General features: G+C 36.2%; 12 protein-coding genes. 8 read left to right on the top strand and 4 right to left on the bottom strand.

From position 1 onward, the window contains the following. Positions 1–14 precede the first annotated feature (14 nt). From ALGA_RS01095 to ALGA_RS01080, 4 genes are all read left to right on the top strand, one after another. Positions 15–1,304 carry a YaiO family outer membrane beta-barrel protein gene (locus ALGA_RS01095; protein ID WP_096427546.1) on the top strand — a complete coding sequence of 430 codons (1,290 nt, stop codon included), beginning with the start codon at positions 15–17 and terminating at the stop codon, positions 1,302–1,304. 6 nt (positions 1,305–1,310) lie between these two features. Continuing rightward, positions 1,311–2,624: a CotH kinase family protein gene (locus ALGA_RS01090; protein ID WP_096427545.1), complete on the top strand. Its 1,314-nt coding sequence runs from the start codon at positions 1,311–1,313 to the stop codon at positions 2,622–2,624. Positions 2,625–2,721: 97 nt separating this feature from the next. Beyond that, positions 2,722–3,819: a HEAT repeat domain-containing protein gene (locus ALGA_RS01085; protein WP_162845358.1), complete on the top strand. Its 1,098-nt coding sequence runs from the start codon at positions 2,722–2,724 to the stop codon at positions 3,817–3,819. Next, the gene (locus ALGA_RS01080; RefSeq protein ID WP_096427543.1) at positions 3,816–5,285 is read left to right on the top strand and encodes a glycosyltransferase family 2 protein; all 1,470 of its coding nucleotides are present in this window, start codon (positions 3,816–3,818) and stop codon (positions 5,283–5,285) included. Before ALGA_RS01085 ends, ALGA_RS01080 begins: the two co-directional genes overlap by 4 nt. Here ALGA_RS01080 and ALGA_RS01075 read toward each other — a convergent pair. The 4 genes from ALGA_RS01075 to ALGA_RS01060 all read right to left on the bottom strand — a co-directional run bounded on the left by ALGA_RS01075 (position 5,269) and on the right by ALGA_RS01060 (position 10,837). Then, positions 5,269–8,328: an ABC transporter substrate-binding protein gene (locus tag ALGA_RS01075; RefSeq protein WP_096427542.1), complete on the bottom strand. Its 3,060-nt coding sequence runs from the start codon at positions 8,326–8,328 to the stop codon at positions 5,269–5,271. The genes ALGA_RS01080 and ALGA_RS01075 overlap by 17 nt on opposite strands. A gap of 127 nt (positions 8,329–8,455) precedes the next feature. After that, on the bottom strand, positions 8,456–9,037 hold the full coding sequence (locus tag ALGA_RS01070) for a DUF3332 domain-containing protein (protein ID WP_096427541.1): 582 nt from the start codon (positions 9,035–9,037) through the stop codon (positions 8,456–8,458). A 174-nt stretch (positions 9,038–9,211) separates the two neighbouring features. Next, the gene (locus ALGA_RS01065) at positions 9,212–10,453 is read right to left on the bottom strand and encodes an ammonium transporter (RefSeq protein WP_096427540.1); all 1,242 of its coding nucleotides are present in this window, start codon (positions 10,451–10,453) and stop codon (positions 9,212–9,214) included. Positions 10,454–10,489: 36 nt separating this feature from the next. Next, entirely contained in the window at positions 10,490–10,837 is a 348-nt protein-coding gene (locus ALGA_RS01060) for a P-II family nitrogen regulator (RefSeq protein WP_096433308.1), read from the bottom strand. Positions 10,838–11,656: 819 nt separating this feature from the next. Here ALGA_RS01060 and hisG point away from each other — a divergent pair. The 4 genes from hisG to hisB are packed head-to-tail and all read left to right on the top strand — an operon-like array spanning position 11,657 to position 16,042. Then, complete coding sequence (hisG, locus tag ALGA_RS01055) at positions 11,657–12,517, top strand: ATP phosphoribosyltransferase (RefSeq protein WP_096427539.1); 861 nt, start codon at positions 11,657–11,659, stop codon at positions 12,515–12,517. Positions 12,518–12,534: 17 nt separating this feature from the next. Then, positions 12,535–13,827, top strand: a complete 1,293-nt coding sequence (gene hisD / locus ALGA_RS01050) for a histidinol dehydrogenase (protein ID WP_096427538.1) — start codon at positions 12,535–12,537, stop codon at positions 13,825–13,827. Continuing rightward, entirely contained in the window at positions 13,827–14,891 is a 1,065-nt protein-coding gene (gene hisC / locus ALGA_RS01045) for a histidinol-phosphate transaminase (protein ID WP_096427537.1), read from the top strand. Before hisD ends, hisC begins: the two co-directional genes overlap by 1 nt. After that, the gene (gene hisB, locus ALGA_RS01040) at positions 14,888–16,042 is read left to right on the top strand and encodes a bifunctional histidinol-phosphatase/imidazoleglycerol-phosphate dehydratase HisB (protein ID WP_096427536.1); all 1,155 of its coding nucleotides are present in this window, start codon (positions 14,888–14,890) and stop codon (positions 16,040–16,042) included. Before hisC ends, hisB begins: the two co-directional genes overlap by 4 nt. The last annotated feature ends 2 nt before the right edge of the window (positions 16,043–16,044 follow it).

The raw sequence follows: 16,044 nt of genomic DNA, 5'->3' as shown, positions 1-16,044 counted from the left end.
ATAATATATTTTGGATGGTAAAATCTCTATCTCTTATTGTACTTATATTATTTTGCTTAATTAACCAAAGCTTTGCTCAGGAAACTGTAGAGCCTGGAAGAACTAGCTCTGATGATTTTAAACGTGCCAGAGAATTAGCATTTGCTGGGGATCGTGAAGAAGCCAGAAGCATTTGTTATGAGATTTTGAAACAAAATCCCGACTTTTACGATGCTGGAATATTGATCGGAAGAACTTTCGCCTGGGATAAAGATTTTAAGGCGGGAAGAGAGCAATTGCAAAAAGTATTGGACGTAGATTTTGATAATAGTGATGCCATTTTTGCCATGATTGACCTGGAGAAATGGGCGGGAGATCCCAACAAGGCAATTTTTTATTGCGAGTACGGGCAGTCGTTCTTTCCCAATGAAGAGGCTTTTTTAGTTCAGAAAGTAAGTTTGTTGCAAGATATCGGTGATGAGAATAAGTCTTTACAAGTGTTGGATGAATTATTGGTACTAAACCCAAGTAGTGAAGACGGATTGGCTTTGATGAAAAAATACAAGTCGTCCCGTATGATTTACAAAGCAATTTATCAGCATGATTACGAATATTTTAATGAGCCATACACGAGAAAGTGGCACCTGAGTTCCTTCCAATTAGACCGGCGTAATGCTTGGGGAAGTATTATTGGAAAGGTCAATTTGGGCGACTTAATTTCTGATGAAGAGAGCTTTTGGTCAAATGAAGTGGCAAAACAATTCGAAGTTGATGCATATCCTCGTGTTTCCAAAAAGAGCTATGCTTATTTGAACTATGGCTATTCTCCCGATAATTTATTTCCCACACATAGGGCAGGTGCTGAATTGTATCACAAATTGCCTAAAGCATTTGAAGTTTCAGGAGGTATGCGGTTTCTTTATTTTAATTCTGATGGAAGAAATAAGAATATTTTCATTTATACAGCATCAGTAGGGAAATATTACAGGAATTACTGGTTTTCATTTCGTTCCTACCTTACCCCAAAAAGCGGTACTGTTTCTCAGTCTTATTGGTTAACAACGAGAAGATATTTAAGAGATTCAAAGAATTATATTGGACTTGAATTAGCCACCGGAGTCTCACCTGATGAATCATGGGTAAACCTTTCTTCCATAGGTGTATATAAATACAAAAGTAAAAGATTCAGACTGTCTTATCAGGATCGATTGTGGACAGATCGCTTGCTGTACCTATTAAAATTTGGTTATGAGCGGGAAGAGTATCGGATTGACAAGAAGCGAAATATACTTTCCTTGTCTGCGAAGTTATCGTATCAATTTTAGTGTGTTATGCATAGATTATTACAAATTGTAATTTTGTTCATTTTATATCCAAGCTTGACGTTTTCTAATGAAAATTCGGGTCAAAAGGATAGTCTTGCCGGAGGGCGAATGTTTGATGCAGATATCATTCATGAAATTCGTATTCAGTTTCTCCAGTGTGCGGCTTGGGATAGTTTATTTGTGATGAAAAAGGAAAGGGATTCTCTAAGTATCAGGCGTTATTTGCAAGGGAATGTCATGGTAGATGGAAATCAATATTTTAGTTGTGGGGTGCGCATAAAGGGAGAATCATCTTTTGATTTTTATCCGGGAAAGAAAAAATCGCTGAAAATTAAATTTGGAGAATTTATTAAAAAGCAAAAGTTGGATGGTTTAAAGACAATAAATCTGAATAATGCTTTTAGGGATCCTAGTTTTATGAGGGAAAAGCTATATCTCGATTTTATGAGAGAAGAAGGCTTGCCGGTTCCGCGTTGCACCTATGCGAACGTTTATTTTAATGGAGAACATTTGGGTCTTTATTTAGTAACAGAGGAGGTTGACAGAGGTTTTCTGGAGCGAAATTTTCAAAATAAGAAAGGTGCGTTTTTTAAGGGAGAGCCCAATTCAACCTTTACCTATTTGGGTGAAGATCAGTTGTTGTATGAGCAGGATTACAAGAATAAAAATGAATCGGCAAATGATTATACTCATTTAATGGAGTTGATTCGGGTGATTAATGGAACGAGCGGAATGGCAAGCTCAGATTCACTTAAAATTGACGATGTTTTTAATGTGGAAAGTTGTTTGAAGATTTTTGCGATTAGCAGTTTATTTTTAAATGTAGATACATACAATCTGCTTTATCCACACAATTATTACCTGTATAAAAATACAAGAACTAAAAAGTTTGAGTGGATTCCATACGATGGAAATTATGCATTATGTGCCTTTAGTCCGGTTTTTAACTTAAATGAAGCGGAAAATTTAAGCGTATTTTATGAACATGATTCATTTGATCATCCATTAACAAAACTACTTTTTAGCAAGGCGGAATATCGAAAATTTTATACCGATTATATTGCCTATTTAGTAAAGGATAAATTTACCAATAGAGCTTTGAGTAATGAGATTGAAGTCTTAGCAAGAAAAATTAGACGCTCAGTATATTATGATTCTCATAAGATGTATAGCAATGCGGAATTCGAGAAGAATATTAAGTCATCAATTGGAGATGAGAATGACGCAGGTGCCTTTATACCTGGTTTGGAATCGTTTATTAAGCAACGAATAAAGGCTGTGAAAAAAGAGTTGGGAATTAAAGAGGAGGGAAATCAGTAAGATGCAATTGCAATTTCTACATATCAATTTAATAAGTGTTTTCGAATATACTGCTGGTATGCTCGATGTTATGCTTGTTTTCTTTGATTCTTTCAAGATGTTCTTCGAGAGAATTCACTCGTTTATTGAGTATATATTTGAGCGTTTACCCTATAATGTATTGAATCGATTGATCATTTACATGATCATTGGTTTCTTTACTGCATTGGTTTTATTGCTTCCATCTATCTTGTTTTCAAAGTTATACATCACCTATCGTAAGAATAAAAAGAAATTATTAATTCAAAAGTACTCCAAGCTAGTTGTTCGGTTTCTGATCGATGATTTGTCTGACAAAGAGTTGTCTGATTTGAAAAGGATTAAATCGAAATTTCATAGAAAGGTAATTACTTCCGTTTTAATTGCTATTGATACTGCTGAGAATAAAGTGGTTAGTAATCAAATTAGAACGTTGTATCTGGATATGAAGCTAAATGAAGATTCCAGTCGTAAACTTCGCAAGAGATGGCATCATAAAATTAGGGGAATTCGTGAGCTCAGTCACATGAGGGTGAAAAAAGATAATAAATACATTATGGATTTTCTTCAAAAACCTAATGAAATCCTTAGAATTGAAAGTCAGTTGGGTTTGATTAAGTTGCTGCCTTTTGTGCCCTTTGCCTTTTTAGATTCTCAGGAAAAGCCATTTACTGTTTGGGAGCAAATCAATGTATTCGATTTGATTCGTAAAAATAGAATTGAAATTCCTGAGTTTACTTTGTGGCTTGATCATTGGAATGATTCTGTTGTGATGTTCTGTTTGGATATGATTCGTATATTAAAACAACGAGAGTCGGTACCAAAATTGATGGAGTTGTTGAATCATGAAAATGATTTAGTGAAAGGAAAAGTAATTAGAACGCTGGTTGATTTAGAGAGTAAAGAAGCCGTAGTTAAGCTTAAAGAACTTTTCGTTTTGGAGGAGCTGCCTAATCAAATTAATATTATACGATCAATTGGTCAATTGCGCTTGGAAAGTGAAATGGATTTCTTAGTTAAAAAAAGCAATGATGAAGAGTTTAAGATAAGGATGGAGTGCTGTAAGTCTCTTGCTCTAATTGGTGAATCAGGTCAGGAAAAATTGAAAGTTCTTGCTGAAAATGGAGATGAGGAATTGAAGAGGATAATTAAGCATGTTTTAGATCCACGAATATGAATTACGACGAGTTTATAAGATTTATAAGTTATTTTTTGGATAGGATTTTTATTTCCTATGCATTTCTTTTGATCTTTAGTTATACAGTATTGAGCATTATTTCGGGGATTTCTTTAAATTATTATTTGAAGAAGAATAGTTTTGTAGATTACAATGTTATCCTTGATTCTCCTTTAGCACCTTCGGTTTCGGTGCTTGTCCCTGCTTTTAATGAGTCTAAAAACATTGTTGATAATGTTGAGTCTATTTACACGATTCATTATAACAATTTTGAAGTGATCGTTATTAATGATGGGAGTACAGATTCAACTTTTGAAGATCTGCAAAAAGCCTTTAAATTAGAGAAGGTTGATTTTGCTGTTAATATGGAAATTCCCGCCAAGGAGGTGAGGGGAATTTATAAATCGATGCTTTCCACATATTCCAATTTAGTGGTTGTTGATAAAGAAAATGGTGGAAAAGCTGATGCTTTAAATGCCGGAATTAATGTTTCGAAAAATGCTTTATTTATGGCGATTGATGCAGATTCAATTTTGGAGCCTGATGCTGTATTGAAGTTAGTGAAACCATTTTTAGAAAGGACAGACAGAAGAGTTATTGCTGCAGGTGGTGTTGTGCGGATTGCTAATTCATGCATGGTTAAAAATGGAAGAATAACCGATGTTAAGGTCCCTAAGAACATTTTGGCCAGAATGCAGGTTTTGGAATACACGCGTTCATTCTTAATGGGCAGAATGGCTTGGGCTCAGCTTGATGGATTGATTATTATTTCCGGAGCAATGGGGATGTTCGACCGGGATGTGGTGGTTCAAAGTGGCGGATATGCTCATTCTATTGGTGAAGATATGGAGTTGGTGGTTAGGATTCGAAGATATATGTCCGAGAATCGCGAAAAATATAAGATCGAATATGTTCCGGACCCATTGTGTTGGACTGAAGCTCCTGTGGATGTAAGAGTATTTGGTCGTCAGCGAAGCCGATGGACACGTGGAACGATTGAAACTCTGACCGATCATTCGAAAATATTCCTTTCTCCACAATATGGTGCGATGGGCTTGTTGGGGTATCCTTATTGGTTTTTATTCGAATGGCTGGCTCCTCTTGTGGAAGTACTGGGTATTATTTACATGATTATTTTATTTTTTACAGACAATCTGAGTCTGAATTTTATTTTGATCACCTCTTTGTTTGTCTATACTTTTGCCGTATTTTTCTCCACTTGGGCAATTTTGTATGAGGAATTGACTTTTCATCGTTACGAGCGAAAAATGGATGTTTTTCGCTTGTGGGTAGCTGCTTTATTAGAACCATTTATTCTTCATCCAATTAGTTTGTTTTATGCTGTAAAAGGGAATATTGAATATTTAATGGGAAATAGAAGCTGGGGAAAAATGGAACGCAAGGGATTTCTTCATCAGAAAGATAAAACTAAAACACAAATAAAAAAGATCAAGTCGAAGTCGTAAAATACTGATTGATAAGATCGAATAATTGGTTTGGTTCCAGTGGCTTTGACAAATAATCATTACAGCCTGCTTTTAGCGCCTGCTCCTTGTCTTTGTTTGATGTATATGCGGTTTGAGCTATTATTGGCGTAGTTGTGAGGCTTTTTCTAATGATGCTTGTCGCCTCAATTCCGCTTATTTTAGGTAGCTGTATATCCATTAGAATTAAATCGGGAATATATCCTGATTGACATTTGTCAATAGCTTCCTGTCCATTGTAGCAAACCGATATCTCTGCATTTGTTTTGGTAAATAGTTCTTTTAAAAAGACAATGCTGGTGTCATCATCTTCTACTATAAGAATTTTCTTGTGGTTCCAAATGTAGCTGATGGTTTCTAATTTGCTTGTTCTTATCTTCTCTTTATTTCTGGTTATGGGAATGTGAAATTCAAATCTGGAACCAATTCCTGCTTTGGATTCGAAATGCAATTCACCATGCAAAAGTTCTATTAATCCTTTTGAAATAGGCAGTCCCAAGCCTGCGCCACCAAATTGACGGGTATAAATGTTTTCTACTTGCCCGAATCGTTCAAAAATTATGCTTTGTTTTTCCAGAGGTATGCCAATCCCGCTATCTTCTACTGTAATGGATAGTATGGTGTTTTCAATTCGTGAGCTAATGGTAATTGTCCCTGTTTCGGTGAATTTAAGGGCATTATTAATTAAGTTGATAAGAATCTGTTTTATTTTCCCGTGGTCGGAACATATCTGATCTTGCTCTTCAGAGATTGTATTGTTAAAAACCATTTCTAAATGATCTTTCTTGTATCGGTTTTTATCGATTCCAAATAATAGTTGCAGATCGTTAAGCAGTTTTTGGATGGAAAAAATGGAAAGATTTACTTTTAGTTGATTAACTTCCAGATAAGCGATATCGATAATGTTATCGATAATTCCTAAAAGTTGTTTTCCATTTTGTGTTAGTATGTCGATGTATTTTTCTTTTTTCTCCTGGCTGAGATTCTCTTTTAACAGTAACTGGCTAAAGCCTAAAATACCATTCATAGGAGTTCGTATTTCATGACTCATATTAGCCAAGAATGCAGATTTTAGCCGGTCACTTTCTTCTGCTTGTTGTAAGGCTAAGGTTAATTTGTACTCTACTGCTTTTATTGCAGATATATCAACAATAAAAGCAAGGAATTCTTGGTTAATTAACTCAACAGCACTTATGTATACGGTGATATCTTTCCCTGCAGTTGTTCGAAGAACTATTTCTCCTTGGGTTTTACCTTTAGTTAATAGTTGGTTAAAAAGATCTTGGTTTTGTTTTAGTTGTGTGGGCGAAAAGAAATCGGGCAGGAATGCCTGATTCAAATTTTCTTCTGGAATTTCTACCAGGTCAATAAATGCCTTGTTGGCAAAATTCACCTTTGCGTTTGAATTGAAAATGACCAATCCGTTAGGAGATTCCTCTATGTAAGTTCTTAGTTTATTTTCGCTTGAGATCAGAGCATTTTCAGTTTTTAATCTTTCTGATATGTCATTCATCAGCCAAATTTCCTTATTGTCAAATTTATAGGCATGGAATTCAACTTGCTTGCTCTCGCCATTTTTACATTTTATGCTGGCTATGGATGTATTTTTAAAGTTGTTGATTTTGTTTTCCAGGTATATTTGAATGTTTTCCTTCTTGCTCTCTGGGTAAAGGGTAGTAAACCACGAGTTGATATTCGACAACTCCGAATTGGTATAGCCGGTTATTTCAAAGACTTTTTTATTGGTGAATAAGCTTTCATCTTTTTCTACCAACATGGCTCCTGATGGAAGATTTTCAATCATCTCACGAAATCTCTTTTCAGATTGCTTTAAAGCGGCTGCAGTTCGGATTCTTTCTGATATTTCAGATTGTAATTCAATATTTTTTTGACTTAAACTGGAAGTTTGCTTCTTAACAGCCTTTTTCAATTGTTTATTGAAAAAAAACAGATAAGATGACATAGCAATTACAATAATACTAAGAGAAATAACAATTCCAAGAGTCCATTTTAGCCAAGTGGGGGTTTCGTATTTTTCTGGCTGGTATATAAAACCGGTTAAATCGTAGTTTCTTGGGATCATCCCCATTTTAGAGCATATTTCGGCAATATTATCCCATCTGCCTGGGTTGATGTGACCAATCTCTACATATTCGTTTAGAATTAATTTTTTAATTTGATCTGCTTCAAACTCCAGATGTTTTCGGCTTTTGTTAACCGAGTATTCCGAAAGAATTAAATCGATGATTTCATCCTGATTCTCTAATGCATATTCCCAGCCTTTTTTGCTTGCCTCCAAAAACGCTTTAACTCTTTCCGGATTGTTTGCTATCTCTTTTTCGCTTGTGAATAAACAGTCGCCATAAAAATCAATTCCATACGTTTTTGGCGATATAATCGTGTAGGGGATGTTTTTTTCTTCCAGATAATACGCCTCGTTAGTAGTGTAGGCATTTAAAACATCTGTTTTCCCATCAATTAAATCATTGATGTTGTAAGTTGTTGAAATTCGGTTGATGTCATTTATATGGATGCCTTCTTTGTAGAAAATAGCCATTAGTTCAGGATCTCTGTATTCATCCAACAGCATTATTTTTTTGTGGATCAGATCGTGCGCTGTATGAATGTTTGATTCTTTCAGACAAATAAATACAGATGGGGAACTTTGGAATATGGCTGCGAGTAAAACAAGCGGTTTGTTGTTTACACGTTCTATTAATAAATCATTCGCTGCGATACCGTAATCAGCCTCTCCGCTGAGGACCTTATTTATTGAGTTAATTGTGCCTCCTTCAATTAATTCGACACTTAGTCCCGCATCGGCATAAAATCCTTTGTGAACGGCCGCATAATAGCCGGCAAATTGAAATTGATGGAAGTATTTAAGTTGTAGAGTTATCTTGTCGTTTTCACGAGATATCCTGAGCGGTGTGCTGAAAACGGATAAATTTAATAAAAGTAATAGCAGGACAAAAAAGTACTTTGAAAAAATACTTCTGATACATTGAATTTCTTTTGTATACATATTGTCCTAAAATTGAATCGATTGCAAATAAAGTTACATTTATCAGTTAAAGGAAAAAAATTTTAGGAGCTAATATTTTATGCTAAAGCCCCAAAGCTGTTTTTAATTTCAGTTTGGGGCTTGTTGCTTATTTTTGCGCCCAGTTTAATGATTCTGTTTCAAGTTGAGCTTTAATGAATGCAAGATTATTTGTGTTTTGGTCAAAAGTTACAACCTGGCCATCAGGTTTGTAGATGTGAATTAGATTCGCTTCTACGTTTAGATCTACCAGTTTTTGAAGTTCCTTATTGCCATCTTTTAGGCTCCATGAGTTATTTTCAGGAGAAAAAATCAATTCCGCAGTATCCCCTTTGTTCGCACCTTGGAGTTGTTCGATGTGAAATTTATTTTGAGTGGCTGTAATACGGTATTTATTGCCGTCTTTTTTTACAATTTGAACATCTTTGTCATTTTCGCTCATTGCAATAGGATTATCTCCAGTCCAAAATTCAATTGTATTTAATACAACGCCATCAACGAAAACGGCAACTTCGTATACTGGAATTACGATAAAAGCAAAAAAGACCAAAGCATTAATAAATTTGTCACCAACGGTACCATTCCATTCATGCAAATTTTTTGTTAGGCGAAAAGGTCCATAACATCCGGATTGTCCAATGCTTAGCACTAGAAAAAAACAGGCCAATAAAAATACATTTACTTTCTTCATTTGATTCAAATTTTATTTGGTTTAAAGTAATTGAAATTACTCAGACTAAGTTAACGCTGAATTTCATATGAAATTACAAAGTATATTGAATAAAAACATACAGAAGCAAAATAAAATGGCAAGGAACAGTAATTCTGCCTTGCCATTTATGAGAAACGAGTTTATTAGTAAGTGTTATTGGTATGCTTTTTCTCCATGTTCGTAAATGTCCAAACCTTCTTCTTCGACACGAGCAGATACTCTTAGTCCAACTGTTTTTTGCAAAACTTTAAAGATGATAAATGCTGTTCCTAAGGCCCATGCTGCAACAGCAACAACTCCTAATACCTGAACTCCTAGTAAAGTGAAACCTCCTCCGTAGAATACACCACCTTCTTTGGCGAAAAATCCTACTAAAATTGTTCCAAGAGCTCCATTAATACCGTGCACACTTATAGCGCCTACCGGATCATCTATTCGTAAAACTCTGTCGAAAAATTCAACTCCAAATACAAGAGCTGTTCCTGCTAGTATTCCAATAATAATCGCTGCTTCTGGTGATACGATATCACAACCTGCAGTTATCGCCACTAAACCTGCCAATGAGCCATTCAAACTTAACGAAAGGGAAGGGCGTTTGTAGCGCATCCAGCTGATTATTAATGCAGTCAAGGTACCTGCTGCAGCAGATAGATTGGTTGTTAAGAAAATATGAGATATTGCAATAGTGTTTGCCGTTCCGTTAGCTGCTAACTGAGAGCCAGCATTAAAACCAAACCAACCAAACCACAGAATAAATACACCAAGGGCGGCAAATGTAAGGTTATGTCCAGGAATTGCATTTACTTTCCCATTGTATTTTCCAATTCTGGGACCGATCATTGCGGCTCCAACCAATCCCATCCATGCTCCAACCGAATGAACAACGGTAGATCCGGCAAAATCATGAAAGCCAAGTTCGCTTAACCATCCACCACCCCAAATCCAGTGTCCCGAAATTGGGTATACAATAGCAGTCGTAAAAATACTAAAAAGCACATAGGCTTTGAATTCTGTTCTTTCAGCAACAGCACCGGATACAATTGTGGCTGCGGTTGCTGCAAAAACGGTTTGGAACATTAAAAATGATAAATCGATATCAGGTCTTACATCTTCCATAAATGGAAGCTTTCCAATTAATCCTCCAATATCAGTTCCGAACATTAGAGCGTATCCGATAAAGAAAAATGCAATGGATCCAACAGCAAAATCAACAAGATTTTTCATGAGGATGTTGGCTGTGTTTTTTGATCTGGTAAAACCAGCTTCAGCCATGGCAAATCCTGGCTGCATAAACATAACAAGTGCGGTTCCTAATAAAACCCAAACAACATCAATTGAGTGTCCCGTTTCAGTAACGGCTGCTTGTAAAGTATTTAAAGTAAGTATTTCTTCCATAATAGGTAATTTAAATTGTGAAAAATTAGTAGTTGATTACTCTTCGTCGTATAGTGAACGATCACCTGAATCTCCTGTTCGAATGCGGAAAGCATCCTCTACATTGTAAACGAAGATTCTTCCATCTCCAATTTCACCGGTGAAAGCATTTTCACGAATGGTGACAACGCAGCTATCAACATATTTATCTCGCACAATAAAAGAGACTAATGTCCTTTCAATACTGCTGGTGTCGTAGATTACACCTCGGTAAACTCTTTCTTCTACTGATTTTCCTACACCTCTAACATCCCAGAATGATAGATAATCTATCCCTATGTTGTGCAGGCCTTTCTTTACGTCTTCAAATTTCGTTTTACGGATAATTGCTTCGATCTTTTTCATAAACCAATTGTTTTTGTCGTTTCTAAAATCATTTTTTTTACTTCTGTCTGATTGAAACACCGAGACTCCCCGGATTAAGGAATCTCGGGTTTCGGGTTTAGACCAAGCGTAAATTCGACCGTTGTCGAAAAATTGAAGAAGGGGATTTCTCTTTTTTTTCTTCGAAATGAACTGTGGTTTTGTTTCGAAGACCTGAATGATGATTTTGCATGTGGTAAAAATTTAGGTTTTCTATAATAGTTAGTAATAATGTTTTTTTTTAAATCGACCCATCATGAAAAGGGGGTGGGATTTTAATTTTGTCTGTTTTTTCAATGTCACCCCCTTGTTTTCACCTGTTGACTCTGTAAAAGTATCAAAAAAATCAAAACAACAATCAAAAAAGAGGGGGTAATTTCTAAAAAATGATGTTTTTTACATTTATAACGATTCCGAAAGGGGGTGTTGGGCGAAAAAAGTATGTTTTTTTCGGAACACACCCCATTTCTATGATTGTTCTGAATTGGAGTGAGGGTGGATGTGTTTATAGGCTCTTGCTTTATGGGGGTGGGGTTAATTTAATCTTATATTAATGTAATTGTTTGTATCAAAGATTTGGATGCTTAAAATAATTTCTTAATCTTTGTGGCATACTAAAAAGAGATAAATGACATTTACTGCAACACATCATCATCATCATTATACTTACCAATCGGTGAGCTGAGGATGTTATGCAGTATTTATAAAGATATTTTAACTAACATTTAAACGCCCGCTGGTAACAGTAGGGCGTTTTTTTATGGCCTAAACTGATATCAGGAGGCACCAAAATTTTTAACCATGGGAGAAAAATTAACAATTGCAGTACAGAAATCAGGAAGACTACAGGAAGATTCATTGAGACTTTTGAAAGAATGTGGAATTTCTATTGATAATGGAAAGGATCAATTGAAAGCAAACGCTTCCAATTTTCCACTTGAAGTTTTATACCTAAGAAATTCAGATATTCCTCAGTATGTTCAGGATGGAGTAGCCGATATTGCTATTATAGGTGAGAATGTAGTTATCGAGAAGCAAAAGGAACTTGAGATTCTTCAGAAGCTCGGATTCTCGAAATGCCGCTTGGCAATGGCCTTACCAAAAGATGTAGAGTATACCGGATTAGAGTATTTTAATGGAAAAAAATTAGCCACATCTTATCCTAATTCTTTAAAACAATTTTTAGATGCTAATAATTTAGATTGTGATATTCACGTAATTTCCGGTTCTGTTGAAATTGCTCCTAATATTGGTTTAGCCGATGGAATTTGCGATTTGGTGAGTTCTGGAAGTACGCTCTTCAAAAATGGACTGGTTGAGGTTGAAGAAGTTTTGGTTTCAGAGGCCTGTTTGGTTGCGAATAAGGATATTAGTAATCTGAAGAGTGCAATCTTAGATCGCTTACTATTTAGGATGAAGTCTGTTTTAGCGGCAAAAAATAACAAGTACATTCTGCTGAATGCCCCTAATGATAAAATTGATGACATTATAAAGGTATTGCCAGGAATGAAAAGTCCAACAGTTTTACCTTTGGCTCAAGAAGGATGGAGTTCGATTCACTCTGTAATAAATGAGAACGATTTCTGGGGAGTCATTGATCAATTAAAGATAAATGGAGCAGAAGGGATATTGATTATTCCTATTCAGAAAATGGTATTGTAAGTTTAATTCCTACGAAAATGCAAGTAATAAAATACCCGTCGAAAGAATCTTGGAATGATATTTTAAGTCGCCCGCTTTTTAATGTAGATGAATTGGAAGGTGTCGTGAATCAGGTTTTTGGAGAAATTAAAAGTGATGGTGATACAGCATTGTTTAAATACACTTTGCAATACGATGGTGTCAAAATTGATACAACGGAAGTTAGTCGAGCAGCTATTGATGCTTCGGAAAATATGGTTGATGCGGAATTAAAAAAAGCATTGGCGGTTGCCGCAAAGAATATTGCCACTTTTCACAGCGCACAATTTCAAGAATCTAAGCAAATTGAAACCAGCGAAGGGGTTCTCTGTTGGCGGAAGTCTACGGCAATTGAAAAGGTTGGTTTGTATGTGCCAGGTGGAAGTGCACCCTTATTTTCAACTGTATTGATGTTGGGAATTCCTGCAAAATTGGCCGGTTGTGATGAAGTTATTCTATGCACTCCCCCAGGGAAGGATGGTCAAATTAATCCGGCAATATTATATGCTTGCAAATTGGTTGGTGTAGATCGTGTATTTCAGGTTGGTGGAATTCAGGCGATTGGTGGAATGGCATACGGAACTGAATCAATACCAAAAGTTCATAAAATATTTGGACCCGGAAATCAATATGTGACTGCAGCCAAGCAGCGGGCAAATAGAATAGGAGTGGCTATTGATATGCCTGCCGGGCCATCGGAGGTGATGGTTTTGGCAGATGAAACAGCAGATGCCGAATTCGTTGCTGCCGATTTATTGTCTCAGGCTGAACATGGTGCTGATAGTCAGGTTGTGCTGGTCACTTGGGCTGAGGGTTTAATTGAAGGTGTTGAGAAAGAACTTGAAAAGCAATTGAACGTTCTTTCCAGAAGAAATGTTGCAGCCAAGGCTTTGGAAAACTCCAAAATTATTTTGGTGAAATCACAGGAGGAAGCTCTTGAAATAAGTAATGAGTACGGACCGGAACATTTAATTATTTCGGTAAAAGAGGAAGGCTCATTACTTAATGGAATCAGAAATGCAGGCTCTGTCTTTTTAGGGAATTACACTCCTGAAAGTGCAGGCGATTATGCTTCCGGAACCAATCATACCTTACCAACAAACGGTTATGCCAAAGCATATTCCGGGGTCAGTCTCGAATCTTTCATGAAGAACATTACTTTTCAAAAAATAAGTGAGGAAGGACTTTTAAATCTGGGTCCGGTAATTGAAATAATGGCAAAAGCGGAACAGTTGGATGCTCATTGCAATGCCGTAACCGTTCGGTTGAACAAGATTAAAACAAACTCATAATGGGATCAAAAATAAAATCAAGTATAGACTTGAACAAATTGGTTCGGGAGAACGTGAAAAAACTAGTGCCGTATTCTTCAGCTAGAGATGAATTTACGGGAAAAGGATCTGTCTTTTTGGATGCCAACGAAAATCCTTATGAAAATGGAGTGAATCGATATCCTGATCCTTTGCAAAGGGCTTTAAAAGTACGTTTAGGAGATTTGAAAGATGTGAATCCTGAAAATATGATTCTTGGAAATGGAAGTGATGAAGTTATTGACCTGCTTTATAGAGTATTTTGTGAGCCGAATATCGATAATGTAATTATTTGCACACCAACTTACGGAATGTACGAAGTTGCTGCAGGCGTAAATGCGGTTGGGATCAAAGAAGTGCAGTTAGATGCAAATTTTCAGCCTGATGTTGACGCTGTTCTTTCCTCCGCTGACGATAACACAAAAATGCTGTTTCTGTGCTCGCCAAATAATCCGACTGCAAATTTATTAGATGAAAGTAAGATTCTTGAATTGCTGGATAAATTTCAAGGGATTGTTATTGTTGACGAAGCATATATTGATTTCGCTCCAGGTAAAACCTTAGTGGATAAATTGACTGACTACCCCAATTTGGTGATTTTACAAACTTTATCGAAAGCTTGGGGAATGGCAGGGATTCGTTTAGGAATTGGTTTGGCATCGAAAGAAATCATTGATGTTCTGAATCGAATAAAACCTCCTTATAACGTAAATTGTCTCACTCAGACCAAAGCATTTGAATTGCTCGAAGCCGTTGATGATTGCAATGAGCAGGTAAGTACTATTGTTAAGGAGCGAGATCTGCTATCGACTTTTTTGAGTGGTTTAAGTTTCGTTGAGAAAGTATATCCTAGCGATGCTAATTTTATTTTGGTGCGTGTGAATGATGCAAAAGGCTTGTATAATTATTTGCTTGCGGATGAAATTATTATTCGAGATCGCTCAAAAATAATAACATTGGAAGGTTGTGTTCGGATTAGTGTCGGCACAAGTGAGGAAAATGAAATATTGAAAAATACATTAACGAAATTTGAATCGAAATCATGAAGGATATAAGTGCAAAAAAGAAAGTTCTCTTCATAGATAGAGATGGAACTTTGATTCTTGAGCCTCCTGTGGATTTTCAAGTTGATAGTTTGGAGAAATTGGACTATTATCCTGGCGTTTTTAATGGTCTTGCTAAAATTGTAAAGCAGCTTGATTTTGAATTGGTGATGGTAACCAATCAGGATGGTTTGGGAACCGATTCATACCCTGAAGATACATTTTGGCCAGCTCAGAATAAAATGATACAGGCATTTTCAAGGGAAGGAATCGAATTCTCGGATGTGTGTATCGATAAAACTTTTCCGCATGAAAATGCATCAACAAGAAAACCTGCTACGGGCTTGTTGACCAAGTATCTTTCGGAAGAATATGACTTGGAGAACTCATTTGTAATTGGGGATCGTTGGACTGATGTTGAATTGGCAAAGAATTTGAATGCAAAGGCCATCTTTATTTCATCAAGTGGAAATATTGGAGATGATGAGTTGTCTGATTCTAAACAGGAATTAGAGGCATGTATTGAATTGCGCACTGAGTCGTGGGAGAAAATATATGAATTTTTACGTCTAAGTGAGAGAACTGCGATTGTTGAAAGAAATACCAACGAAACGAAAATAAAAATTGTTTTGGATTTGGATGGTGAAGGAAAAGGAACATTTGATACGGGCATCGGATTTTTCGATCACATGCTCGATCAGATTGCAAAACATTCCGGAGTTAATTTGAGCGTCATTGTAAAAGGAGATCTGGAAGTTGATCAACATCACACCATAGAAGACACTGCAATTGCTTTGGGAGAAGCGTTTAAACAAGCACTTGGAAACAAATTGGGATTAGATCGTTATGGTTTCTGTTTGCCAATGGATGATTGTTTGGCGCAGGTTGCTATTGATTTTGGTGGAAGAAACTGGTTGGTTTGGGAAGCTGAATTCAATCGGGAGATGATTGGTGAAATGCCAACTGAAATGTTTTACCACTTTTTTAAATCATTCTCCGATGGCGCTTCCTGTAATTTGAATATTAAGGCAGAAGGACAAAACGAGCATCATAAAATAGAAGGCATTTTTAAGGCATTGGCAAGAGCCATTCGTATGGCGATTCGCCGAGACGCTAACTGCTTACAGTTGCCATCAACAAAAGGAACATTATAGAT

The organism is Labilibaculum antarcticum (genome assembly GCF_002356295.1).
Lineage (GTDB): Bacteria > Bacteroidota > Bacteroidia > Bacteroidales > Marinifilaceae > Labilibaculum > Labilibaculum antarcticum.
This window is presented reverse-complemented; position numbering and strand designations above follow the sequence as displayed.

Bases quoted from the DNA above. Each gene is read 5' to 3' on its own strand.
- ALGA_RS01080 (WP_096427543.1), top strand. From the start codon at position 3,816: ATGAATTACGACGAGTTTATAAGATTTATAAGTTATTTTTTGGATAGG.
- ALGA_RS01065 (WP_096427540.1), bottom strand. From the start codon at position 10,453: ATGGAAGAAATACTTACTTTAAATACTTTACAAGCAGCCGTTACTGAA.
- ALGA_RS01085 (WP_162845358.1), top strand. From the start codon at position 2,722: ATGTTCTTCGAGAGAATTCACTCGTTTATTGAGTATATATTTGAGCGT.
- hisG (WP_096427539.1), top strand. From the start codon at position 11,657: ATGGGAGAAAAATTAACAATTGCAGTACAGAAATCAGGAAGACTACAG.
- ALGA_RS01090 (WP_096427545.1), top strand. From the start codon at position 1,311: ATGCATAGATTATTACAAATTGTAATTTTGTTCATTTTATATCCAAGC.
- ALGA_RS01075 (WP_096427542.1), bottom strand. From the start codon at position 8,328: ATGTATACAAAAGAAATTCAATGTATCAGAAGTATTTTTTCAAAGTAC.
- ALGA_RS01060 (WP_096433308.1), bottom strand. From the start codon at position 10,837: ATGAAAAAGATCGAAGCAATTATCCGTAAAACGAAATTTGAAGACGTA.
- hisD (WP_096427538.1), top strand. From the start codon at position 12,535: ATGCAAGTAATAAAATACCCGTCGAAAGAATCTTGGAATGATATTTTA.
- hisB (WP_096427536.1), top strand. From the start codon at position 14,888: ATGAAGGATATAAGTGCAAAAAAGAAAGTTCTCTTCATAGATAGAGAT.
- ALGA_RS01070 (WP_096427541.1), bottom strand. From the start codon at position 9,037: ATGAAGAAAGTAAATGTATTTTTATTGGCCTGTTTTTTTCTAGTGCTA.
- ALGA_RS01095 (WP_096427546.1), top strand. From the start codon at position 15: ATGGTAAAATCTCTATCTCTTATTGTACTTATATTATTTTGCTTAATT.
- hisC (WP_096427537.1), top strand. From the start codon at position 13,827: ATGGGATCAAAAATAAAATCAAGTATAGACTTGAACAAATTGGTTCGG.